Source organism: Pseudomonas salomonii (assembly GCF_900107155.1).
Taxonomy (GTDB): Bacteria; Pseudomonadota; Gammaproteobacteria; order Pseudomonadales; family Pseudomonadaceae; genus Aquipseudomonas; species Aquipseudomonas salomonii.
In genome coordinates this window covers 374,894-396,727 of record NZ_FNOX01000002.1, presented here as the reverse complement: position 1 = coordinate 396,727, position 21,834 = coordinate 374,894, and the positions used below count along the sequence as shown (strand labels likewise).

General features: G+C 57.5%; 24 protein-coding genes. 13 read left to right on the top strand and 11 right to left on the bottom strand.

The window, feature by feature from the left end; translation table 11 throughout:
• Nucleotides 1-48: 48 nt before the first annotated feature.
• The 5 genes from BLV67_RS05810 to BLV67_RS05790 all read left to right on the top strand — a co-directional run bounded on the left by BLV67_RS05810 (nt 49) and on the right by BLV67_RS05790 (nt 3,944).
• Nucleotides 49-738 (top strand): ABC transporter permease, encoded by a 690-nt coding sequence (locus BLV67_RS05810; RefSeq protein ID WP_069787704.1) that lies wholly within the window; start codon nt 49-51, stop codon nt 736-738.
• On the top strand, nt 735-1,499 hold the full coding sequence (gene hisM, locus BLV67_RS05805; RefSeq protein ID WP_069787703.1) for a histidine ABC transporter permease HisM: 765 nt from the start codon (nt 735-737) through the stop codon (nt 1,497-1,499). The genes BLV67_RS05810 and hisM overlap by 4 nt, the downstream gene beginning before the upstream one ends.
• Complete coding sequence (locus BLV67_RS05800) at nt 1,496-2,254, top strand: ABC transporter ATP-binding protein (RefSeq protein WP_069787702.1); 759 nt, start codon at nt 1,496-1,498, stop codon at nt 2,252-2,254. The genes hisM and BLV67_RS05800 overlap by 4 nt, the downstream gene beginning before the upstream one ends.
• 28 nt (nt 2,255-2,282) lie before the next feature.
• Complete coding sequence (locus tag BLV67_RS05795) at nt 2,283-3,482, top strand: M20 aminoacylase family protein (protein WP_069787701.1); 1,200 nt, start codon at nt 2,283-2,285, stop codon at nt 3,480-3,482.
• A gap of 69 nt (nt 3,483-3,551) precedes the next feature.
• Nucleotides 3,552-3,944, top strand: coding sequence for an ACT domain-containing protein (locus BLV67_RS05790; RefSeq protein WP_069787700.1), 393 nt, complete (start codon nt 3,552-3,554; stop codon nt 3,942-3,944).
• 213 nt (nt 3,945-4,157) lie between these two features.
• Here the strand turns inward: BLV67_RS05790 and BLV67_RS05785 are convergent, their stop codons facing one another.
• Nucleotides 4,158-4,931: an SDR family oxidoreductase gene (locus BLV67_RS05785; protein ID WP_069787699.1), complete on the bottom strand. Its 774-nt coding sequence runs from the start codon at nt 4,929-4,931 to the stop codon at nt 4,158-4,160.
• Nucleotides 4,932-4,991: 60 nt separating this feature from the next.
• Nucleotides 4,992-5,873, bottom strand: a complete 882-nt coding sequence (locus BLV67_RS05780) for an alpha/beta hydrolase (protein ID WP_069787698.1) — start codon at nt 5,871-5,873, stop codon at nt 4,992-4,994.
• An 82-nt stretch (nt 5,874-5,955) separates the two neighbouring features.
• Here BLV67_RS05780 and BLV67_RS05775 point away from each other — a divergent pair, with 82 nt between their 5' ends.
• Complete coding sequence (locus BLV67_RS05775; protein WP_069787697.1) at nt 5,956-6,609, top strand: TetR/AcrR family transcriptional regulator; 654 nt, start codon at nt 5,956-5,958, stop codon at nt 6,607-6,609.
• On the opposite strand, the gene BLV67_RS05770 is transcribed toward BLV67_RS05775, so the two are convergent.
• The 3 genes from BLV67_RS05770 to BLV67_RS05760 form a co-directional block, all read right to left on the bottom strand.
• Nucleotides 6,606-7,427, bottom strand: coding sequence for a helix-turn-helix transcriptional regulator (locus tag BLV67_RS05770; protein WP_069787696.1), 822 nt, complete (start codon nt 7,425-7,427; stop codon nt 6,606-6,608). The two genes, BLV67_RS05775 and BLV67_RS05770, sit on opposite strands and share 4 nt — an antisense overlap.
• A complete protein-coding gene (locus BLV67_RS05765; protein ID WP_069787695.1) occupies nt 7,427-7,975 on the bottom strand; it encodes a YbhB/YbcL family Raf kinase inhibitor-like protein in 549 nt (182 codons plus the stop codon). Before BLV67_RS05765 ends, BLV67_RS05770 begins: the two co-directional genes overlap by 1 nt.
• A gap of 89 nt (nt 7,976-8,064) precedes the next feature.
• Entirely contained in the window at nt 8,065-8,766 is a 702-nt protein-coding gene (locus BLV67_RS05760) for an FCD domain-containing protein (protein WP_069787694.1), read from the bottom strand.
• A 173-nt stretch (nt 8,767-8,939) separates the two neighbouring features.
• Here BLV67_RS05760 and BLV67_RS05755 point away from each other — a divergent pair, with 173 nt between their 5' ends.
• On the top strand, nt 8,940-9,785 hold the full coding sequence (locus BLV67_RS05755; protein WP_069787693.1) for a fumarylacetoacetate hydrolase family protein: 846 nt from the start codon (nt 8,940-8,942) through the stop codon (nt 9,783-9,785).
• 53 nt (nt 9,786-9,838) lie between these two features.
• On the opposite strand, the gene BLV67_RS05750 is transcribed toward BLV67_RS05755, so the two are convergent.
• The 4 genes from BLV67_RS05750 to BLV67_RS05735 form a co-directional block, all read right to left on the bottom strand.
• Nucleotides 9,839-10,570, bottom strand: a complete 732-nt coding sequence (locus tag BLV67_RS05750; RefSeq protein WP_069787692.1) for an SDR family NAD(P)-dependent oxidoreductase — start codon at nt 10,568-10,570, stop codon at nt 9,839-9,841.
• Nucleotides 10,571-10,615: 45 nt separating this feature from the next.
• Nucleotides 10,616-11,884, bottom strand: a complete 1,269-nt coding sequence (locus tag BLV67_RS05745) for a carbohydrate porin (protein ID WP_069787691.1) — start codon at nt 11,882-11,884, stop codon at nt 10,616-10,618.
• 105 nt (nt 11,885-11,989) lie between these two features.
• Nucleotides 11,990-13,240, bottom strand: a complete 1,251-nt coding sequence (locus BLV67_RS05740) for an MFS transporter (RefSeq protein WP_069787690.1) — start codon at nt 13,238-13,240, stop codon at nt 11,990-11,992.
• A gap of 23 nt (nt 13,241-13,263) precedes the next feature.
• Nucleotides 13,264-13,797, bottom strand: a complete 534-nt coding sequence (locus tag BLV67_RS05735) for a 2,4'-dihydroxyacetophenone dioxygenase family protein (protein ID WP_053121222.1) — start codon at nt 13,795-13,797, stop codon at nt 13,264-13,266.
• A 240-nt stretch (nt 13,798-14,037) separates the two neighbouring features.
• Here BLV67_RS05735 and BLV67_RS05730 point away from each other — a divergent pair, with 240 nt between their 5' ends.
• A complete protein-coding gene (locus BLV67_RS05730; RefSeq protein WP_069787689.1) occupies nt 14,038-15,012 on the top strand; it encodes a helix-turn-helix domain-containing protein in 975 nt (324 codons plus the stop codon).
• Nucleotides 15,013-15,028: 16 nt separating this feature from the next.
• Here the strand turns inward: BLV67_RS05730 and BLV67_RS05725 are convergent, their stop codons facing one another.
• Complete coding sequence (locus BLV67_RS05725; RefSeq protein WP_069787688.1) at nt 15,029-15,670, bottom strand: response regulator; 642 nt, start codon at nt 15,668-15,670, stop codon at nt 15,029-15,031.
• A gap of 29 nt (nt 15,671-15,699) precedes the next feature.
• Nucleotides 15,700-17,067 (bottom strand): cache domain-containing protein, encoded by a 1,368-nt coding sequence (locus BLV67_RS05720; RefSeq protein WP_069787687.1) that lies wholly within the window; start codon nt 17,065-17,067, stop codon nt 15,700-15,702.
• A gap of 157 nt (nt 17,068-17,224) precedes the next feature.
• On the opposite strand from BLV67_RS05720, the gene BLV67_RS05715 reads away from it, so the two are divergent.
• The 5 genes from BLV67_RS05715 (at nt 17,225) to BLV67_RS05695 (ending at nt 21,794) form a co-directional block, all read left to right on the top strand.
• Nucleotides 17,225-19,282 carry a carbon starvation CstA family protein gene (locus BLV67_RS05715; protein WP_069787686.1) on the top strand — a complete coding sequence of 686 codons (2,058 nt, stop codon included), beginning with the start codon at nt 17,225-17,227 and terminating at the stop codon, nt 19,280-19,282.
• A 12-nt stretch (nt 19,283-19,294) separates the two neighbouring features.
• Entirely contained in the window at nt 19,295-19,495 is a 201-nt protein-coding gene (locus BLV67_RS05710; protein ID WP_069787685.1) for a YbdD/YjiX family protein, read from the top strand.
• 120 nt (nt 19,496-19,615) lie between these two features.
• Entirely contained in the window at nt 19,616-20,191 is a 576-nt protein-coding gene (locus BLV67_RS05705) for a TetR/AcrR family transcriptional regulator (RefSeq protein ID WP_069787684.1), read from the top strand.
• A gap of 180 nt (nt 20,192-20,371) precedes the next feature.
• Nucleotides 20,372-20,926 carry an OsmC family protein gene (locus BLV67_RS05700; RefSeq protein ID WP_069787683.1) on the top strand — a complete coding sequence of 185 codons (555 nt, stop codon included), beginning with the start codon at nt 20,372-20,374 and terminating at the stop codon, nt 20,924-20,926.
• A gap of 94 nt (nt 20,927-21,020) precedes the next feature.
• Nucleotides 21,021-21,794 carry an SDR family NAD(P)-dependent oxidoreductase gene (locus BLV67_RS05695; protein ID WP_069787682.1) on the top strand — a complete coding sequence of 258 codons (774 nt, stop codon included), beginning with the start codon at nt 21,021-21,023 and terminating at the stop codon, nt 21,792-21,794.
• The last annotated feature ends 40 nt before the right edge of the window (nt 21,795-21,834 follow it).

Here is a 21,834-nt window from a genome sequence, read left to right as displayed (position 1 = left end):
CCGGTACCGCGCGGCTTCTGTACGTCCACCTATTGCGAGTGATGCGCCATGCAATGGCTTGAATATTTACCCTTGATTGCCAAAGGTGCCTTGAGCACGGTCGAACTGGCGTTGGTGGCGCTGTTGCTGGCCTTGTTTCTGGGGCTGATCACCGCGTTGGCCAAGCTGTCGGGAACGCTCTGGCTGACGCTGCCTGCGCAGTGCTACACCACATTGATCCGAGGCATTCCGGACCTGGCATTGATGCTGCTGATCTTCTACACCATCCAGATCGGCGTGAATCAGCTCACCGATAAGCTCTCGCTTGGTCGATTTGAAATTGACCCCTTCGTGGCGGGCGTCATGACGTTGGGTTTTATCTACGGGGCCTACTTCGCCGAAACGTTTCGCGGCGCGTTTCTGGCTATCGATCCGGGGCAAGCGGAAGCCGCCAGAGCCTATGGTCTCTCAGCCCGCAAAACGTTCCAGAAGGTCGTGCTGCCGCAGTTGATCCGATTTGCCTTGCCTGGCATCAGTAACAACTGGCAGGTACTCGTCAAGGCCACTGCGCTGGTGTCGATCATCGGGCTCAGCGATCTGGTCATGGCGGCGCAGGAGGCCGGTCGCAGCACACACAACACCCTGATGTTCATGGTGCTGGCCGGCGCGGTTTATTTTTGTCTGTCGGGGTTTTCCAGCCTGCTGTTGTATTGGCTCAAGCACCGTTCGGCCGCCTGGGTACGCGAGGCAGAGCTATGATCGATCTCTTGCAGACCTATTGGCAGAGCTTTCTTTGGACCGATGGGCAGCAGTGGAGCGGGGTAGTCGTCACGCTGTTGCTGTTGATCGTCGCGACGCTGGGCGGCTTTGTGCTGTCGATTCCACTGGCACTGGGGCGCGTATCTTCTTCGCGCTCACTGAGCGCCGTAATCTGGCTGTACACCTACACCTTCCGCACGACGCCGCTCTACGTGCAGTTATTGATTATCTACAGCGGCTTGTACAGCCTCTCGTTCATCCAAAACACGGCGTTGCTCAATAGCTTTTTCCGCGATGCTTATTGCTGCACGCTGTTTGCTTTCGTACTCAACGAGTGCGCCTATATGACCGAGATCCTGGTCGGTTCGATTCGTGCCAGCAATCGCGGAGAAGTGGAGGCGGGCAGGGCGTTTGGCTTGAGTGCGACGGTACTCAATCTCAAGGTGATACTGCCCAGCGCACTGCGTCGAGCGCTGCCCGCCTACAGTAACGAAGTAATCTTCATGCTCCACGGCACCACGCTTGCGTTCACCGCCACCGTGCCGGACATCCTCAAAGTGGCTCGCGACGTCAACGCTGAAACCTATGCGACGTTCAGCACCTACGGTCTGGCGTCCTTGCTCTATCTGATGATTTCCTTCTGCATCATCGCCGGCTTCAATCGCGCCGAAAAACGTTGGCTAAGGCATCTGAAGCCTCGCGTGGCGAAAAACACCCCTGAGCACCCCGTCCCTACGATAAAAGAAGGCCGCCTGGTATGAATGCCCTCACCGTTGAAAACATCCACAAATCCTATGGCAATCATAAAGTCCTGCACGGGGTTTCCTTGAGCGCCAAGCGCGGCGAAGTGATCAGCATCATCGGCTCCAGCGGCTCGGGTAAAAGTACCTTTTTGCGCTGTATCAATTTTCTCGAACAGCCGGACTGCGGCCGTGTCAGCCTGGACAATCTGACGATCGACCTGGGTGCAGGCAAGCCCTTGCGCCCGGAGCGCCGTGCACTGCAGGCGCTGCGCACACGGCTGGCAATGGTGTTTCAACACTTTAACCTTTGGGCGCATATGACGGTGCTGGAAAACGTCAGCATGGCGCCCGTGCACGCACTCAACGTCAGCAAGGAAGAGGCACGAGCCCGCGCGATCGGGTATCTGGAGAAAGTCGGACTGGGTGCGCGTTTCCACGACAGTTACCCGGCCCATCTTTCCGGCGGACAACAGCAACGTGTTGCGATCGCGCGTGCCCTGGCCGTAGAGCCGGAGGTCATGTTGTTCGACGAGCCGACCTCTGCCCTCGACCCCGAACTGGTGGGCGAAGTGCTTAAAATCATGCAGGAGCTGGCGCAGGAGGGCCGCACGATGATTGTCGTCACCCACGAAATGGGCTTTGCCCGACACGCCTCCACCCAGGTGGTGTTTCTGCATGGCGGCAAGATTGAAGAACAGGGCAAGCCCGAGCAGGTGTTCGATAACCCGCAAAGCGACCGGCTGCGCCAGTTTCTGGCGTTGGACCTCAAGTGATCGCTGATCCAGCGACCGGAGTGGCGCCATGAGCAACACACACTGGATCAACGTACCTGAAGCGATTTACGCCCTGAGGCGTGATATTCATCGGCACCCGGAGTTGGCCTTCGAGGAGCACAGGACTGCCGACCTCATCGCCCGTGCGCTTGAGTCGTGGGGGCTGACTGTGCACCGCGGGCTTGCGGGTACGGGCGTGGTGGGTATTTTGCGCTGCGGCACGAGCCCCAAGACTATCGGTTTGCGCGCGGACATGGACGCGCTGCCGGTGCAGGAACTCAACCGATTCGAGCATGCTTCCGCCCACCCCGGAAAAATGCACGCCTGCGGCCATGATGGGCATTGCGCAATGTTGTTGGCGGCGGCATACGAACTTGCACGCACCCGCCAACTGGACGGCACGCTGTATTTCATTTTTCAGCCTGCCGAGGAAAGTGACGCCGGGGCCAGGCGCATGATCGAAGACGGCCTTTTCGAACGGTTCCCCATGCAGGCGGTATTCGGAATGCATAACTGGCCCGGGCTGGCGGCCGGACAGTTTGCGGTGCATGCGGGCGCGATGATGGCGTCTGACACTGAGTTTCGTATGAAGGTGATCGGCAAAGGCGGTCACGCTGCGTTGCCACATCAGTGCATTGACCCTCTGCAGCCGTTAATGCACATTGCGCAGGCTTTGCAGAGCATCATTACGCGCAATCTGGATACCCAGGATCCTGCGGTTATTTCAGTGACGCACTTGCAGGCGGGGAGCCAGGAAAGCCTCACCGTGGTTCCCGATGAAGCCTGGCTGGGCGGTACGTTCAGAGCTTTTTCCCGCGAGGCCATGCACTTGATCGAGAGGCGCATGCGGGAGATCGCCGACAGTGTCGGGCAGGCGTTCGGCTGCCGTGTGGAAAGCGTGTTGAAGTCGGATTACCCGCCACTGATCAATCACCCTGGTGAGACACAGGTGTGCATCGAGGTATTACGCAAACTGGTCGGTGAAGGGCATGTCATTACCGACGGCAAGCCGACGATGGCCGCCGAAGACTTCGCCCACATGCTCGAACATACGCCCGGTTGTTATGTGTTCATCGGCAACGGCGAGGGTACGCATTGCGGTATCGGCCACGGTCCGGGGCCGTGTGTTCTGCACAATGCGAGTTTTGATTTCAACGACACTATTTTACCGATTGGAGCGACGTATTGGGTTCGCCTGGCTGAAACCTGGTTGCCGGTGGGTCCCTGAAAACCTTGGCGGCGACCACGCTGCAGCGTCGCCCGAATCAGCACTAAACCTTATCTATCTGGAGATTTTATGAAACTGGTCAAAAGCATTCGTCTGAAAGTCCTGCCCGAGCTTTACTCGATTTCCCGGCTGGACAGCAAAGACCCGATCCCTGCCTGGGCCGACGGTGACGGGTTCGTCAACATCGCGCGCTCCGCCGATGAACTGTCCATCGTCTGCCATCAGAGCCGCGTGCCCGAGGGCGTCAAAATTGACCGCGACTGGAATTGCATGCAGTTTGTCGGCCCCTTCGCGTTTGATGAGACCGGTATTGTGCTGTCAGTCGTGCGTCCTCTCACCGAAGCCGGTTTCGGTGTATTTGTCGTGTCGACGTTTGATGGCGACTTCCTGCTGCTCAAAGCCGACCTATTCGCGCAGGGGCTTGCCGTGCTCAACGAGGCGGGTCATCAAATTCTGGACTAAATAGGCCGACCGGGCTGGCGAAAGGCTTGATAACGATACGGCCAATCAGCCGGCCGTCGCGCTCCAGTTATTGGAGCAGCATGAGCAGATGCTGGATCACCAATAACTCTGGATGTTAGTCGGCTTACAACCCAGTCTGAATATAGTTGATGCGCTGATCTTGCCCGCCGCTGAAAGAGCATTTTGTAGAGCGTGTGCACCAATCGGTCGGAATCAATAGCCGCTCAGGTGTTTCATTGCGGCCCGCCGCACGGTGGCAGGCAGCAGCTTATTCATCGCGCGCAGCAGGCGAGGGCGCCAGGTGTCGACTTCCCAATGCACACGTCGCCGGTTCTGCACCGCTCGCCATAGCGTCTGGCTGACATCCTCGGCGGTGAGCCGAATGCCAATCGAGTCGACGATTTTTCCATGGGCCTCTTGCATCATCGGGGTTGCGACGAAATTGGGCATGATGTCGCAGACATAAATGCCGTGCCGTTCCCATTCAATATTGAGCGCTTCGGTGAAACCTTTTACCCAAAACTTGCTCGCTGAATAGGAGGCTTCGCTGGGCACGCCGTATTCCGAGCTGAGCGAGCACATATTGATCAAGCAGGGACGCGAGCTTTTCTTCAGGTAGGGCAGCGCGTGATAGGCGCCTATTTGCACGCCTTTGACGTTGACTTCGGTGACGGCGAGGTGTTTTGCGAGTGGCACTTTTTCGAAATCATCTATAAAGGCGATCCCAGCGTTATTGACCAACACATCAATGACACCCTTATTTTCAGTCGCAAAATCGTGGAGTACGGCGGCAAAATCGTCGGCCTGAGTGACGTCCAGCCGGCGATAGAAATGCCCGGGGCCAAGTAGTGCCTTCAATGCTTGCAGGTCATGTTCATTGGCATCCGTCGCGCCTACTCGGTAGCCATGCTTGGCGAACATCAAAGCGGTTTGTGCGCCAATGCCCTTGGCGGCACCTGTCACGAATACGCTGGGTTTAGGGTTCATGGTCGTACCTTTCTTTGAATGCGGCGATGAAGGTTCAGGGGCAGGCGAGTGAAAGCGACGTCAGACGCGCCGCTTCAGAAATGAGATTTGCTGCTCAACCACTTGCTCGAAGGCGTCTCCCACATAAATGCCGAAATGCCCAGCTTGATATCGATGAATCTCGGCATCCCTGGCTTTTGTTGCATAACGGAGCGTCGGCGCGGCGGGTGCGACGCTGTCGGCATCGCACACGCAGAACAAGATGGGGCAGCGAAGGGTCGAGGCTTTCTTGCCCGGTCGGTAGAAACCAATCTTCAAGGCAAAGCGCGCGGACACGTAATTCTTGAAGGGGTAATCAGTTGGAACCAGTTTGAGGTATCCGGGCTCGGCATCGGGTGCCGTCATCAGTGCAGCGGAGCCCTTGGGGCCAGCAATTTTCACGCGCACCGGTGCCAGCCCAAAAGCCGCGCTTGCCATGTCCGCAATGCCTAAGGCGGTCAGTTTTAACGAGGTCAGGATGTCCACCTGCCTCAGCGAAGCAAGGCCGTCGGTGAACGGGCACTGCGCGATGACGGCTGCAATGGCGTTGTCAGCCGCTGCGGTATGCAATACATGCCCACCGCTGAAAGACGACCCCCACAGGATGACTTTTTGCGGATTCAACGCCGGGTGGCTACGGGCATAGGCGACCGCTGATCGCCAGTCCTGCTGCTGGCTCGGGATGTCGAGCAATTGCCGATGCTCGCCTTCGCTTGCGCCGAAGTTGCGGTAGTCGAAGACCAGGCAGGCATAGCCCGCTTCGCAGAATCGTTGCGCGAAGGCATCCAGGCGCATCTCCCGAACGCCGCCCAGGCCGTGCGCCATAACGATCACCGGCGGCGCCGACATGGCGTCGGGCAAATACAGCCACGCCGCGCAACACGCATTCGCGGACGCAAATGAAACATCCAGACGTTGAGACATGGCGGTATTCCTTGTTGTTTTTTTGATGCTATTACAATATTGGATGTGCTTACAATATTTATCCTTCATGTAGACTGTCACCATGACTAAAATCACATCCCCCACGCGTACCCAACGCAAGGCCCAGGCCACGCGGACGGCGATCATCGAGCATGCCGAAAGCTTGATTCTTGAGAGCGGCGCGACGGCGTTGACGCTTGAGATCGTCGCCGAACGCGCCGATGTTGCCGTCCAAACCATTTACAACCGAGTTGGCGGGCGTTCGGCGTTATTGATGGCTGTCGCAGAAAAAGCCTTTGAAGAAAACAGGGCGTACATGGACGCGGCCTATCGAACCCCAGGTACGCCTCTGGAGCGTCTGCAAGTCGCCGCCAACGGTTACTTCCGTTTCGCTATGGAGCGTCCGACGGCGTTTCGCTTGCTGGCGGATCCGCCGAATGATCCTGAAGCGCTCTTGCGGGTGAGCGAACTGGTCAGGCACCAGAACGGCAAAATGGAGGCAGCTATTACCGATGGTATTGCGGATGGTTCGATTGACCCAGGCGTGGACGCCCACCTTGCAACCACCTCGTTGTGGGCAGCGGCCAATGGCATCCTGAGCTTGGCGTGGCGCGCGGATTCAGCGCCGATCGAGGCGCAAATGATGGAACGTCTGTGGGCGCAGTGGATGGCCATTGTGATAAAGGGGCTGTACCCAAAAGTCGTAAGGGGCCGGAGTGTTTTTCTGCTTGATTAGCGCCGATGACCCCGAACCGGCGTGGGTGCAAACCCGAACCGGTCACGGAAGCGCACAGCAAATTGCGAGGGCGTCTGATAGCCCACGCACAGCGCTATTTGCATGACCGTCTGGGCGGAAGATTGCAGCAGCTGCAGGGCGAAGGTCATGCGTGCATCGATCAATAAGCTGCTGAAGGTGGTGCCTTCTTCCGCCAGTCTGCGCCGCAGCGTGGCCTCGCTGAGTGCAAACGCAGACGCAACGGCGTGAGCGCTCCAGTCGTTAGCCAGGTCGCTGGCGATGAGCCGCCTTACTTTAATCGCCATTGTCGGCAGCCGGGACTGTTCGAGTCGTCCGCCATTCACGCCAATCCACGCCAACAATTCTTGTAGTCGGTGCCGGGCGATCAGGCTTGGCAGTGTGCTGTCTTCTATTGCCTCAATCGCACGTTGAAACGCTGCGGCAAAATGCACCGTATCGCGGGTAATGGGCTGGGCGTATTGAATGACCGCCAAATGCGCATGTGCTTCGGCGGTGGCTTCGATCAACGTCTCGTCCCACACCAGCCAGTGGGCTCGGTAGCTGCCGTCCTGCGCCAACCTGTTGGTGATATCCAGGGATTGGCCACCCGCCACCGCAATCGCTTCGCCTGGCTGGATGACGTACTCGCCACCCGCCCACCGCACGCTTTTAGAACCCCGCTCCACGTAGATCAAGAGGGGGTTCTCAATATACAAACGCTTGAACTCCAGGTTTTCCTGCTGAAGTACGATGCCTGCCGTACCGACGCCAGGCCGATGAGTGATGCGCAGCGCATCGTAAGCGTTTGTCGGTGACATCAGCGGCCGCCTTGTGCCGTGAGCGTGGCTTTGCCAAGCGAACTGCCGGGCAGCATGAAACCCAGCATTGCGGGTGTGACGGTCGGCGGTAATGTCACCTTATCGACGTTCATAGCGTATACGGTGATCACGTAATTGTGCGTCTGCCCTGCTGGAGGGCAGGTGCCGAGATAGCCTGGCATACCACTGTCACCGCGAACCTGCAGCGTACCGTCGGGCAATTTTCCGCCTGCGCTACCCGCGCCTTCCTTCAATTCACTGACCGTTGCAGGTACGTTCGCCAACACCCAATGCCACCAGCCTGACCCGGTTGGCGCGTCGGGATCGTACATCGTCACGACAAAGCTTTTGGTGCCTTGCGGGGCACCGCTCCAGGACAATTGCGGGGAGAGATTCTTGCCGCTGCAGCCGAATACGTTGGCGAATTGGCGTTGTTGAAAATGCCCATCCAGGATGCTGGTGCTTTGTACTGCGAACGTTTGAGCGTGTGCGCCAGTTGCGATCAGCGACAGCGCTAGAACGCCTGCGGCTAACAATGATTTATGCATACCGATTTCCTCTTGGGTTGGAGAGGAGAGTGTGGGGCGCAAGCGGCACTAAGACTGTTTGCTATCGCTCGATTTTCATCGCCATCCAGTCAATTTGACTGAGTCGAACGCCCCGTCACTTCGGGAGTGACGCGCAGGCCTTCAATCAGTAGGGCAGAGGTGGTCTGGATGTGTTGCTTCAGCAGTTCGCTGGCCTTGGAGGCATCTTTGGCCAGAGCCGCCTCGAATAGCGCTTGGTGTTCATGACCGATATCCCTTTGTTCGGCAGCCATGGCGATTGACATTGCGCGGTAGCGCGCCGTCTGCTCGAACAACATCGAGCGAATTCGCAAGAGCCAGGTGTTCGGGCAAGCACCAACCAGGGCCTCATGAAACGCCGCATGCGCTGACGTCCAAGCATCAGCATCAGCGTGATCGCCATCGTGTGGCTCTTCAAGCCGTGAAAGGCGGTGATGGGCCGAGACCAATGTCGCCTCCCACGCAAGATTGCCGTGTTCCAGAGAATGGCGCAGGCAGCTCGTTTCTATCTCAATGCGGGCCGATGTGAGGTCATTCAGATCGGCCAGCGAAACGGCACAAACGCGAAAGCCTTTTTGTGGCTCTGCCAACACCAGGTCTTCGGCGACCAGCCGTGACAGGGCTTCCCTCACTGCTCCGGCACTAGCCTGGTAGCGCTCGGCCAAAGCCTTCAGGTTGACTCGGTCTCCGGGGCGCAAAACGCAGGACAGGACATCTTTGCGCAGACGCTCATAGGTGGCCTGGGTGAGGCTTTGAGCGGAGCGTTCAAGCATGGAAGAATTCCTTTAATAAAAATATATTATGTTGCGAAAAATATATTTTATGCCATAGAATGAATTTGTTCAAACGGGTCTGCCTGATCTCTTTCGCGCCGGCTTCCTGGGCCTGAATATCGCCCGCGATTTCGTGGCTTTACCTGAGTAAATAGACAACATTCGAGGTAGGTATGAAGCTGTGTCGTTTTGGGCCGCAGGGGCAGGAGCGCCCCGGTGTGATAGATGCTGCAGGTCGCGTGCGCGATCTCTCTGCACATGTCACCGACATCAATGCGACGGTGCTTGCGCCGTCGGCGCTGGCTGAATTGTCGAAGCTTGATGTCGCACAGTTACCGCTGGTCGAGGAGGGGGTTCGTTATGGCGTCCCCGTCGCCCAGGTGCGCAAATTCATCGCAATCGGCCTTAATTATCGCGACCATGCCGAAGAGGCCGGCATGTCGATTCCTGTCGAGCCCATCATCTTTCATAAGGCGATCAGTTGCCTGAACGGCCCTGATGATGACCTCCTGCAACCGCGCGACGCCTCGCGGATGGACTGGGAGCTGGAACTGGGCGTGGTGATCGGCAGTGAAGCCAAGTACGTGTCCGAAGCCGAGGCGCTGAACTACGTTGCGGGCTACTGCGTGGTCAACGATGTATCGGAGCGGGCATTTCAGATGCAAAGTTCGCAATGGGACAAGGGCAAGGGCTGTGACACGTTCGGCCCGATCGGGCCTTGGCTGGTGACCCGGGATGAGGTACCCGATCCGCAAAACCTGGACATGTGGCTGGAGGTCAATGGTGAGCGACGCCAGACTGGGAACTCGAAAACCATGATTTTTTCCGTTGCACAAATCGTGGCGTATTGCAGCCGCTACATGACATTGCAGCCGGGTGATGTGATCTGTACGGGTACGCCACCGGGTGTGGGAATGGGCATGAAGCCGCTGCCGCAATGGCTGTCACCGGGTGATGAAATCCACCTGTGGATTGACGGCCTCGGCGAACAACGGCAAAAGGTCGTGTCAGCCGTTTAGAACAGAGAGTAAAACGCGCCTGACAGCAGGCGCGTTTTGAGTGGCCGTTGATTTCAGATTGCTGTAGTGAGATACCCTCCATCAACTGGCAAAATCACACCGTTCACAAACGACGCCGCATCCGACGCCAAAAACGCTATGACTTTGGCGACCTCTTCAGCACTGCCAAATCGCTTCATAGGCGTGCGGGACAGCAACCGGTCGATTCTCGGCTGATCATCGATTTTTGCCAGTAATGGGGTGGTTATCCATCCCGGTGCGACGGCATTTACGCGGATTTTGTCAGGGGCGTAGGCCTCCGCCAGGGATTTCGTAATTTGTACGATCGCCCCCTTTGCCGCCGAGTACGCCACCAGTTTTCCACCGCCAAAGTAAGAAAACATCGACGCGATGTTAATGACCGACCCACCTTGCTTGGCGAGCAACGGATGCGCCAGGTTGATAAGACGGTAGACGGCGTTGAGCTGAACCGACAACACCTGGTTGAAGGCCTCCCACTCCATCTCCTTTTCCCCCAGGGTGCCACCCGCGGCGGGGACCAGAATATCGAGGCGATCAAGGCTTTGGATGACAGCTTTGAGCGCGTCATCATCGGTGACGTTAACCTCGCGAAGATCGAGCTCAACCCCGTCGGCGACGATTGTCGCGTTGGCGCCCAAGCCGATAGCCACCACCTTGGCGCCATGCCGGGCCAGATACTCGGCGGTCGCCTGGCCAATCCCGGAGGTCCCGCCGCTGACGAGCGCGACCTTACCTTCAAATAGCGTGCTGCTGAATACGGTCATTGTTACCTCATGGAGTCAGTTAAGCGTTTCATTCAAGGCATGGGCTTACAGGCCCAGTGCTGAACCCACATCCAGCGTCACTTGCAGACCCACCACAAACCCGTTGTTGCTCAATTGCGTTGCGCCCGGGTTGTAGAAATTGTCCGGGTTGATGATGTACTGGATGCTGGGTTCGATAGCCAGGTTGCGGGTCAAGGCAAAATGGCCGTTGGCTTCCACTGCGTACACATTGCGCTCGCCCAATTCAGGATCGCCATCGGCTGCCATGCGCATGCGTTGTTGGAATTGCAACTGGTGGGAGTTGACTTGCAAGTAGCTGGTTTTGAGATTGAGCTTGTCTTGCGCCCGGTCAAAGGGCGCAAGGTAGGTCAACCCCGCTTCGGCGAAGTGGCTGAAGGGTTGTTTGTTGTCGGCCGCTGCCGACAGCGAGCCGAACACCTGCAAGCCTTGCTGCCCGCCGCGCCATAGCGTCTGGCGGAACTTGAAAAAACCGCCGGCAGTGCCGTAGTCGCTGGCACCCGTCAACGGATCGACCTGTTTGGAGGAGTTGAAGTACGCGTTCAGTTCGTACTGGGTGGTGTCATTGCCAGGCTTGCTGCCAATGCCTACCAGAAAGCTGGTGCCACTCGCGTCGTCGGTGCTGAAGTCCAGGCCTTTGCGCTTTTTCAGGTAGTCCATCGGGTTCGATTCGAACGCCCCTGCGTGCACGTAAAGACTGGGGTTCACTTGATACTTCAGGTAGCCACCCCAGGCGCCGAAGGGCAGCGGCAACATGCCGCTTGAAGCGTCCAGGATCGGGTCGGTGCAGGTGACCCCCGTTTCGCAGTTATAGATGTAGAAGTACCGCCGGCCATTGGTCCGTCCGACGTGCAGGTCGAGCTGACCATCGAGCCATTTTTGCTCATAGGTCAACAGGCTCAACTGATTGCTGGTGATGTCATTGTGCAAAGGAGCACCGGCAAAATAGCTGCCGGCGGCTCCTTGCCATTTGCCAGCGGTCGGCTGCCCCGTGCCTTTATCGAGGATAAAGACGGTTTGTTCAAAATGCAGGGCTGCGCCATTCAGGCCATCGAACGTGGCAAGGTTTACGTCTGCACCGATGTACAGGTCACCGCTGTTGCCGAAGCTGTAGGGGCGTGGGCCGGTGTCGAGGTTTTTCATCGACAGGCTTGTGAATTGCACATGGGGCTGGATGCCGTAGTTGACCAGTTGCTCGCCCAGGCCGGCCAGTGGACCTTCGCGGTCCTGTGCCCAGGCTTGGGGATAGGTAAACGCCAGGAATAAAAACGCGCACAAACGGAGGGTAGGGTTCATGTCAGGGACTCATTGTTATTGTTATTGTTGTTGTGATGAGCAAGTGAAGCGGCGTGTTGATCTCTGATCACACACGCGCTATGCAGGGTGACGTCGACCGGTTGTTTACAGTGAATGCCCTTGGGCTACCGAGGGTGCACGCGATCTGCGTTGCAGCACGGAGGGCGCGGTTTCCTTGAGCAGCAGGGACAGTCCAGCTGCCAGCAAGGCGCCGCCGCAGGAAATCCACATCACAATCGACAGCCCGAATTGATCGGCGGCAAAGCCTGCGACGGTAGGCGCCACGAACCCTCCTACCAGTTCGCCAACGCCCATGATCATGCCTAGCGCCGTGGCCATGACTTCACGCGGGACGGTTTCAGCCGGAATGGTGGACATGAACAGCGTGAAGCAACCAAGCCCGGTGTAGGTGAGCACCATCAGCACCCCGAGCACCATCGGTGAGGGCGCGTATAGCAACGCTATCGGGCAGCAGGCGGCAATCAGCGAGAACAGCACCAGCGTCGGCCGGCGGCCGATGCGGTCGGAAATGCTGGGCACCACAAATCCCCATACGACCCAGGCCGCGCCCAGGCAACTCATGATCGCACCCATGCTTGGCGCGCTGTAGCCGCGCACACTGACCAGAAACGTTGGGGTAAAGGAGATCAGGATCACGAACCAGGTTAAAAACACACAACTGATCAAGGTGCACAGCACGATATTGCGGCTCTTGAGCAATTCCAGACGATTCGCCGAAGGCTTGGCATTACTCACTTGAGCCCGGCGGGGGGCATCCTGACGCACGTAACGCCAGATGAGCCATGCGATCAGGAGTCCGGGCAGCAGCGACACAATGAACGCATGCCGCCAGCCATAGGCCTCGGCCAGGGCAATCAACACCGGAGGGCCGATCACCGCGCCAAACAGACCCGCGGCCGAACCTTGCAGCAACCCCATGTTCAGGCCCCGCCGGTGCGGCGATGACGCCTCGACCATCATTGATTGGGACAACGGCAGGATGGGCCCCTCGGCCAACCCCATGAGGCCGCGGAACAGCAACAGGCTCAGGAATCCTGAGACCAGCCCCGAGAGGGCCGAGCACAGGGAGAACAGGATCACCGCCGCAATCAGCAGCGGTTTACGCACCCCTCGGCGATCTGACCACGCGCCGATCAGCGTGCCTGAAACCGCCCAGGCCAAGGCCAGCACTGAAGACAACATGCCGAGGTGGCTGTTGCTCAGTTGCAGGTCTTCAGCCATGAACGGAAACAGGAACGACAGCGCCAGACGGTCGAAAAACACCAAACCAAACGTCAGGAACAACACACAGAGCAGGGTATTTTCGTAGCTGGCTTTATTATTTTTGTGAGCCATGGTGGTACTCCGTAGTACGGGGTTTAACGGAACAGACGGTCCACTGCGTCAGCGCCCAGGCCGACCTTTTCGTAATGTTCACGGCACAGGGCAATGTAGGAGTGCACGTCGAAATAGCCGGTGGACTCGCCTTGATCGTCGAGCCAGATCAACGGCCCCTTGACGATGAAGAACACACGCATGGGTTCCTCGTGTTCATACGCTACGAGGGTGTGACCCTCGCCGGGCGTCTCATAGACGAAGTCGCCGGCTGTGGCGGTCCACTCATGTTCCAGGTAGCCCCACTTGCCCGAAAGCGTGTAGGCGAACACTTCGTGTGGGTGGTAATGGCGATTGACCAGGCCGGCACGGCTGGACATCAAGATGTCGCACCAGCGGTTTTCGCTGGGAGAGATCCATAAGGGGCGTGAAGAAACGGTTTCGGTAAAAGGCACGTAGAGCCGCAAATCATCACTGGCGGCATTCGGCAGGTAAACCTCAGGCTTGGCGTCGGGCTTGAAACAGTTGGCGATGGGCTGCAGGTCTTTCCAAAATTCGTTACGGGCTAATTCGGGCATGTTGGGCCTCTGATTGTTGGAATACAGGGGCCACTCTAGGGCGAAAAGGGCGCTTCGGTTTGATTGAAACTGACGTGATTGTTGTCCGTATCGGACAGGTTTTTCAGTTCGTCGGTCGTTGTGGTTTTGTATCGGCTATTGATTGACAGTGTGCTTCGGGCGGCGGTTAATGGGGCTCTGCAGGCCCCTTGATCCGCCTTGCGCGGGGCCCGGCAGTCAATAAAAACGAGAATAATAAAAATGACTCGATCCACCCCCTTGCTCGATACCCAGCGCGCCAGTACGGACGGCCTACCCCTGGATCAACGCGTGGCGTTCTGGGAGCAGTACAACGCGTCGACACTGGTCGGTCTGAAATGCTCTTCCTTCAGCGAAACCGGGTTCAGCGCGCGGGAGGACAACTTGAGCCTGGATCGTCTGCGGGTGGCCCATATTACCGGTAACCAACACGTCATTGAACGCGATGGTTCAATGATTCGCACGGTGCCCAAAGAGTCGGTGTTCGTATCGCTGGTCATGGGCAGTGCGTCGTTTTTCTTTCAGAACGGCAACTGTCACTTGCTGGAGCCGGGCGAGATGATGGTGTATCGCACCGACAAGCCCTATTTGTTCGGTTTCTCCGGCTCGATGCACAAATTCATCTTCGATGTCCCTCAGGACGTGTTTGCCTCCCGCTGTCTGCGCCGCTTTGACAATGCAGTCAAGATCAGCGCACACACCGGCACCCAACGGTTACTGCTGCGCACGTTGAGTGAACGCACCGGCGGCTTTTTCGAGCAGCCGCTCAGTCAGGGTGCAGACAGCTATCAAGACGACGCCCTTGAACTGTTGGGCACTATCATTGCGGGCCAGATGGGCAACCGACGCATCAACGCGCTCAGTGCGTCCTACTTGCTGGCCGCAAAACAATGCATCCTCGAGCAACTGGCCGACCCTGCATTGAGCTGTGAGCGGGTGGCGGCGCAAACCGGCGTTTCCACTCGGCACCTGACCCGGTTATTTGCCCTGGAAGACACACAACCCCAGCGTTTTATTCTGGAAAAGCGCTTGCAGGGGGCATTCCGGCTGCTGAGCGCAGCGCAGGGGCGGGGACTGGATATCGCCGAGGTTGCTTACCGTCATGGGTTCACCAGCCAGGCGCATTTCGCCAGGGCCTTCAAGGCGCGCTATGGGCGTACCCCCAGCGATGTGCGCGCATCGGTGCAGGGCCTGTAGCGCCACGCTGCGGCGTTCATTCTCGACTGCGCGAAACGAGCCCGTGATCCAGCGCGTATTTCGCCAGGGCCGCTGGTTTGTCGATGTTGAGTTTGCGCCGAATACTGAGCCGATGGGTTTCAACGGTGCGCACGCTGATGTCCAGGTCGCGGGCCATCTCTTTGTTGTTCATGCCTTGGACCATCTTGTACAACACCTCGCTTTCGCGAGGGGTCAGTTCTTTGTCGGTGTCCTTGTCGGCGATGAGCTTTTGCGCGATGTCCGCACTGTAAAAGGTGCCGCCACTGGCGATGGCTTCAATGGCCGCGATGATTTCCCGCGAGGGAGAGTTTTTCAGCACGTAACCACTGGCGCCACAGCGGATGGATTCGCTCACGTACTCGAAATTGTCGTACATGCTGAGCATCAGAATCTTGGGTGCGGGCGAATGCTGTTTGAGCCGGCGGGTCAGTTCAAGGCCATTCATGTCCTTCAAACCAATGTCCACCAGCAACAGATCCGGCTGGCACTGTTCGACCAGGTTGAGCGCCTCGTGCCCGTTCTCGGCTTCGCCAATCACCTCGATGGTATCCACAAGGGCGAGCAATGCCTTAATGCCGTCGCGAACCAGCGAATGGTCGTCGACCAATCCAATACGTATGCGACCTGGCACTTTCATCGACGTGTTCTTCCTGTTGAGTGGCGTTATCAAACGGCATTTTTGCCAGTTTTTTTGATCGGTAACAGGACGTCCAACATGGTCCTGCCCGGTGTTGAAGTTAGCTGTAGCTGCCCCTCCAAATGCTCGACGCGCTCACGGATATTGCGCAGGCCAATGCCGTTGTGGCTGCGTAGCACCTGGAGAACGTTGAACCCGACACCGTCATCGACAATCGTCAACCTCAATCCCTGATCAGTCGCCAGCAGCGTGATCGAGACATGCGTGGCGCGTGCATGACGCTCAATATTCATCAAGGCCTCCTGAAGTATCCGAAACACTGAATCTGCCGCTCCTTCCGGCAATGGGTTATCGACACCCTCGCACTGACAGTTCACCTTCAGGCCGCTGCGTTGTTCAAACTCACTGGCGAGCTGACCGATGGCCGCCGGCAGGCCCAAGGTGTCCAGCAGTGACGAGCGAAGGTCATGGGAAATGTTGCGCACTTCACCAATGGCATTACCCAGTCGTTGCGTGGCTTTTTTGAGAATGACCAGGCCCTTGCTCTGCTCTGGTCCCTCAAACACGTGAGTGGCCAGTTCGAACTGGAATTTGATCGAGACCAGAAGCTGACTGATCCCATCGTGCAACTCGCGGGAAACGCGGGCACGCTCTTCTTCCTGCAGGCTGACGATACGCCTGTTCAGGCGTTGCAGCTTTTTGTCCGCCAGGCGGTGTTCACTGACGTTAAGCGTCATACCGCTGGCGAATACCAGCAGCACCGCCACCAACGCTACGGCGGCAATGGCCAGCATGGTTTTGCGGATGCCCTGGGCCACTTCATCGCGTGCCTGCTGAGTGGCGCGCTCGACGTCCTCCAGATAGATACCGGTGCCGAGCATCCAGCCCCAGCGGTCGAGCATGACCACATAAGCGAGCTTATCGGTTACCTGGCCGGAGGAGGGCTTGTTCCAGGCGTAACGCTGAAAACCTTCGCCGGATCGGGCGCTTTTGAACAGAGCCTGGATGACGGGCAACCCGTGCGGATCTTTCATCTCCCACAGGTACTGCCCCACCAACTCCGACTGACGCGCATGCATCAGGCTGCGGCCCTCGCGGTCGTAAACGAAGAAGTAGCCGTTGATGCCAAAGCTCAGCTTGCGCAGCTCTTCGAGTACTTGGCGCTGCGCCTGCTCGTTGCCCGCGCCATCGTTATACAGCGGCGCGATCAGACTTTGCGCCATGGCGACGTAGTTTTTCAGTTCTGCGCGTTTGCTGGCCAGGATGCTGTCTTCAATCAGGCGCGCTTGTTGGTCACCTAACTGGTTATTCAAGGAAATAACCAGCGCGCATATAACCGCGATGGCCAACACTAACGGCAGTATCCCGAGTGCGACGATTTTATGTTTGAGTTGCATCGCGACTCCCGTGCGTCTCAGTAGAACTACGTAGACGCCTGCGTAGTAGTGCGGATGTATTTGTTATCGGTGTGCGCGGATATTAGCCAGCGCCGCGTAGCGGACACAATTATAAAAATTATCGTCGCAGCTCAATGGCTGTGACAGGAGACACGCAATGAACCGTCTGGCTAAACATCTCGCCTGGTTTGCCGTGGCTGTCCTGGGTGCGTTTGCGCTGAGTGTTGTGGCCTTGCGCCGCGGCGAAGCGATCAACGCACTGTGGATCGTCGTCGCGGCAGTCGCTATCTATCTGGTTGCCTACCGTTACTACAGCCTGTTTATCGCCAACAAGGTGATGCAGCTCGATCCCGGTCGCGCCACCCCTGCCGTGGTGAACAACGATGGCCTGGACTTCGTACCCACTAATAAACATGTGCTGTTCGGTCACCACTTCGCAGCGATTGCTGGCGCAGGCCCGTTGGTTGGTCCGGTGCTGGCGGCGCAGATGGGTTATCTGCCTGGCACGCTGTGGCTGATCGCCGGTGTGGTGCTGGCCGGTGCGGTGCAGGACTTTATGGTGCTGTTCATGTCGACACGGCGCAATGGCCGTTCGCTGGGCGACATGGTACGTGAAGAAATGGGCCGTATTCCTGGCACCATCGCCTTGTTCGGCTGTTTCCTGATCATGATCATCATCCTCGCGGTGCTGGCGCTGATCGTGGTCAAAGCCCTGGCCGAGAGCCCTTGGGGCATCTTCACGGTAATGGCGACCATCCCTATTGCGATGTTCATGGGCATCTACATGCGCTACATCCGCCCGGGTCGCATCGGTGAAATCTCTGTGATCGGCGTGGCGTTGCTGCTGGGTTCAATCTGGCTGGGCGGGCAGATTGCCGCTGATCCGGTCTGGGCCAAGGCCTTTACCTTCACCGGCATCCAAATTACCTGGATGCTGATAGGTTACGGCTTCGTCGCCGCAGTACTGCCGGTGTGGTTGATCCTGGCGCCGCGTGACTACCTGTCGACGTTCCTGAAGATCGGCACCATTGTGGCGTTGGCGATCGGCATCTTGGTCACAATGCCTGATTTGAAAATGCCGGCGTTGACGCAGTTTACCGACGGTACCGGCCCAGTGTGGAAGGGCGGCCTGTTCCCGTTCCTGTTTATCACTATCGCGTGTGGTGCGGTTTCCGGTTTTCATGCGCTGATTGCCTCGGGTACCACGCCCAAGTTGCTCGCCAGCGAAGGGCATTCCCGTTACATCGGCTACGGCGCCATGTTGATGGAGTCGTTCGTGGCGATCATGGCGATGGTTGCGGCATCGGTCATCGAGCCTGGCGTCTATTTCGCCATGAACAGTCCGGCCGCCGTGGTGGGTGCTGATGCGGTAACCGTCGCGCAAACGATCAGTAGCTGGGGCTTTGCGATCACGCCGGAAGCATTGCAGGCGGTCGCCCATGACATCGGTGAAACTACGATTCTGGCCAGAGCCGGCGGCGCGCCGACGTTGGCTGTCGGCATCGCGCAGATCCTGCACCAGCTGTTGCCGGGTGAAAATACCATGGCGTTCTGGTACCACTTTGCAATCCTTTTCGAAGCGCTGTTCATCCTGACGGCGGTCGACGCGGGCACCCGTGCCGGTCGCTTCATGCTGCAAGATCTGCTGGGTTCCTTCGTGCCGGCGCTCAAGCGTACCGAGTCCTGGACCGCTAACCTGATCGCGACTGCCGGTTGTGTGGCGATGTGGGGTTACCTGCTGTACCAAGGTGTGATCGACCCGCTGGGTGGCATCAACACCTTGTGGCCGCTGTTCGGTATCTCCAACCAAATGCTGGCGGGTATCGCGCTGATGCTGGCGACGGTGGTGCTGATCAAAATGAAGCGCCAACGCTATATCTGGGTGACCATGCTGCCAGCGGTGTGGCTGCTGATCTGCACAACTACGGCGGGCTTCATCAAGTTGTTCGACGCCAACCCCGCGATCGGCTTCCTGGCCCTGGCCAGAAAATACAGCGATGCGGTTGCCAATGGGCAGGTACTGGCACCGGCTAAAAGCCTGGATCAGATGCAGCACGTGATCTACAACGCTTATACCAACGCGACGTTGACCGCGCTGTTCCTGGCGGTGGTGTTCAGTATCCTGTTCTTTGCACTCAAGGTAGGTATTGCTGCATGGGGCACGAAGGAACGCACCGACAGGGAAGCTCCTTATCAGCCTGTGCCGGATGCATGACGGGAGCGCGCCATGTTCAATGACCTGAGTCGCCTGGGTAAATACCTGGGTCAGGCCGCACGACTGATGGTCGGCATGCCTGATTACGATACTTATGTGGAACACATGCAGACCAAACACCCGCACAAACCGCTGATGGATTACGAGACGTTCTTTCGGGAGCGCCAACAAGCCCGCTACGGCGGCGGTAACGGCCAGCCGCGCTGTTGCTGACAATAGGTAAACCCATAACGTCCGATGCTTGCATCGGGCGTTATGCATGAGGGCTGTGCACTGTCAACTCAGGGATGACTGATTTATGATGGCCGATTGATAAAATCTGGATGCTTCATCATGAGTACACGTTCCGATCTTCTGAGCAGCGCCGAAATCCTGTTGCGTACCAAGGGCTATGCAGCCTTCAGCTACGCCGACCTGGCTGAGGATATCGGCATTAAAAAGGCGAGTATCCATCACCATTTTCCCACCAAGGAAGGCCTTGCGATTGCCATCGTCGAGAGCTATCTGTTTCGCTTCAAAAAACAATTGGAGCAGGTAAATGACGAAAACACGGAAATTGTCGAGCGCTTGAACGCATTTGCCCAGATGTTCGCCCAGAGCAGTGAAAACGGATTGTTACCGTTGTGCGGCGCACTGGCTGCGGAGCTGTTGGCATTACCGGTCAGGCTCAAGGAAATGACCCGAGGCTTTTTCGAGATCCATCTTGAATGGCTTCAAGCCAATGTCGTGCTGGGCCAGGCGAGAGGGGAGATTAAGGCCGAGCTCAATGCAATGCACGTTGCTCGGCTCATCCTCAATACATTGGAAGGGGGCAGTTTTGTTTCTTGGGCAATGAGCGACGCTTATGAGCAGTCCACTGGGTTCGATTTGATTTTGAATGGGCTACGTGCAGACACCATGCGTCATTAAAAACTATTGCACTGCACGCCCGTCACCTCATAAACGCCTCGAATAATCGAGGCGTTTTTTTTGCATTTTTTGAGCGGTTTATGGGGTGTTTATAAAATAGCTTGATTAGCTACCTACTACTTGGTAGAGTTGCTTCTCTTTCGGGCCAAACGCCCGGTCCATCCAAAGAGGATTAAGCAGATGAGCAACAACCTGAACGGTATCGACGTCGCCGCACTCCAGCAGTTTGCACAAGGTGTAGCTGAGGATGCGACCAAGCGCCATGCAAGTTTCAACGTCAAGACTGAGTGGAAAGGCCAGACGCGTTCTGTCGCCAAAGTGAACCGCTACAGCCTGGCAGGTGAGACCCACTCGCGTAATTTTGAAATTGCCGCCGATGAGCCCAACGAATTGCTCGGCCAGAACTCTGCACCAAACCCGCAAGAACTGCTGATGGCTGCTCTCAACGCCTGCATGTCAGTCGGTTACGCCGCCAATGCCGCGATGATGGGCATCAAAATCCATAGCCTGGAAATCGAGACAGACGGCACCCTCGATCTGCGTGGCTTCCTGGGCATCGACGAGAGCGTCAACCCAGGCTACGACGAAGTGAGCGTGGTGGTGCGCCTGCACACCGACGCCTCCCGTGAGCGTGTTGAAGAGTTGCACAAAGTTGTGCTGAAAACCTCGGTCAACTACGCCAACTTCTCGCGAGCCATCCGTATGGTGCCTACTCTGGAAGTGCGTGAGGGCTGATTCGCCCACGGCAAATTGATTCAATCCTTGTGTGCACCAGCGGCCAACTGCCCTGGTGCCGACCCTAAATAGTTCTGGATAACCGGAGTCTGAAATGAACAACTTTTTTAAAGGCAAGAAGCTGTTGGTCGTTGGCGGCACCAGTGGCATGGGCTTGGAAACGGCCCGCATGGTGCTCAAGGCCGGCGGCAGCGTGGTACTCACCGGCAGCAAGCAAGACAAGGCCGATGCCGTGCGCAAAGAGCTGAGCCCGCTTGGCTCTGTGTCGGTGATCGTCGCTAACCTGATGACTGAAGCGGGCATGAACGCAGTTCGCTCGGAAATCAACGCCAACCACACCGATATCAGCCTGATGGTGAACTCAGCCGGGATCTTCATTCCTAAGGCTTTCACCGAGCACGATGAGGCTGAGTACGACATGTACCTGTCGATCAACCGTGCGACCTTTTTCATTACCCAGGCAGTGGTCAAGAACATGCTTGCGGCCAAGCACGAAGGTGCCATCGTCAACGTCGGCTCCATCGGCGCACAGGCTGCACTGGCAAGTTCGCCGGCTTCCGCTTACTCCATGGCCAAGGCGGGTCTGCATGCGATGACACGTAACCTGGCAATTGAATTGGCTCACTCGGGTATCCGCGTGAACGCCGTTTCGCCAGGCATCGTCCACACCTCGATCTACGAAGGGTTCATGGACAAGGACGCGATCCCGGAGGCGATGAAGTCGCTGAACGATTTCCACCCACTGGGCCGCGTCGGTGTTCCCGAAGATGTCGCTAATACGATCCTGTTCCTGCTCTCGGACAAAACGTCCTGGGTGACGGGTGCTATTTGGGACGTGGATGCCGGCATCATGGCCGTTCGTGCCTGACCATAGCGGCAAGCAAAGCGTGTGAAGCTCCCATTGCGGG

Coding starts and splice junctions, on each gene's coding strand:
- BLV67_RS05810 (WP_069787704.1), top strand. CDS start 49: ATGCAATGGCTTGAATATTTACCCTTGATTGCCAAAGGTGCCTTGAGC.
- hisM (WP_069787703.1), top strand. CDS start 735: ATGATCGATCTCTTGCAGACCTATTGGCAGAGCTTTCTTTGGACCGAT.
- BLV67_RS05800 (WP_069787702.1), top strand. CDS start 1,496: ATGAATGCCCTCACCGTTGAAAACATCCACAAATCCTATGGCAATCAT.
- BLV67_RS05795 (WP_069787701.1), top strand. CDS start 2,283: ATGAGCAACACACACTGGATCAACGTACCTGAAGCGATTTACGCCCTG.
- BLV67_RS05790 (WP_069787700.1), top strand. CDS start 3,552: ATGAAACTGGTCAAAAGCATTCGTCTGAAAGTCCTGCCCGAGCTTTAC.
- BLV67_RS05785 (WP_069787699.1), bottom strand. CDS start 4,931: ATGAACCCTAAACCCAGCGTATTCGTGACAGGTGCCGCCAAGGGCATT.
- BLV67_RS05780 (WP_069787698.1), bottom strand. CDS start 5,873: ATGTCTCAACGTCTGGATGTTTCATTTGCGTCCGCGAATGCGTGTTGC.
- BLV67_RS05775 (WP_069787697.1), top strand. CDS start 5,956: ATGACTAAAATCACATCCCCCACGCGTACCCAACGCAAGGCCCAGGCC.
- BLV67_RS05770 (WP_069787696.1), bottom strand. CDS start 7,427: ATGTCACCGACAAACGCTTACGATGCGCTGCGCATCACTCATCGGCCT.
- BLV67_RS05765 (WP_069787695.1), bottom strand. CDS start 7,975: ATGCATAAATCATTGTTAGCCGCAGGCGTTCTAGCGCTGTCGCTGATC.
- BLV67_RS05760 (WP_069787694.1), bottom strand. CDS start 8,766: ATGCTTGAACGCTCCGCTCAAAGCCTCACCCAGGCCACCTATGAGCGT.
- BLV67_RS05755 (WP_069787693.1), top strand. CDS start 8,940: ATGAAGCTGTGTCGTTTTGGGCCGCAGGGGCAGGAGCGCCCCGGTGTG.
- BLV67_RS05750 (WP_069787692.1), bottom strand. CDS start 10,570: ATGACCGTATTCAGCAGCACGCTATTTGAAGGTAAGGTCGCGCTCGTC.
- BLV67_RS05745 (WP_069787691.1), bottom strand. CDS start 11,884: ATGAACCCTACCCTCCGTTTGTGCGCGTTTTTATTCCTGGCGTTTACC.
- BLV67_RS05740 (WP_069787690.1), bottom strand. CDS start 13,240: ATGGCTCACAAAAATAATAAAGCCAGCTACGAAAATACCCTGCTCTGT.
- BLV67_RS05735 (WP_053121222.1), bottom strand. CDS start 13,797: ATGCCCGAATTAGCCCGTAACGAATTTTGGAAAGACCTGCAGCCCATC.
- BLV67_RS05730 (WP_069787689.1), top strand. CDS start 14,038: ATGACTCGATCCACCCCCTTGCTCGATACCCAGCGCGCCAGTACGGAC.
- BLV67_RS05725 (WP_069787688.1), bottom strand. CDS start 15,670: ATGAAAGTGCCAGGTCGCATACGTATTGGATTGGTCGACGACCATTCG.
- BLV67_RS05720 (WP_069787687.1), bottom strand. CDS start 17,067: ATGCAACTCAAACATAAAATCGTCGCACTCGGGATACTGCCGTTAGTG.
- BLV67_RS05715 (WP_069787686.1), top strand. CDS start 17,225: ATGAACCGTCTGGCTAAACATCTCGCCTGGTTTGCCGTGGCTGTCCTG.
- BLV67_RS05710 (WP_069787685.1), top strand. CDS start 19,295: ATGTTCAATGACCTGAGTCGCCTGGGTAAATACCTGGGTCAGGCCGCA.
- BLV67_RS05705 (WP_069787684.1), top strand. CDS start 19,616: ATGAGTACACGTTCCGATCTTCTGAGCAGCGCCGAAATCCTGTTGCGT.
- BLV67_RS05700 (WP_069787683.1), top strand. CDS start 20,372: ATGAGCAACAACCTGAACGGTATCGACGTCGCCGCACTCCAGCAGTTT.
- BLV67_RS05695 (WP_069787682.1), top strand. CDS start 21,021: ATGAACAACTTTTTTAAAGGCAAGAAGCTGTTGGTCGTTGGCGGCACC.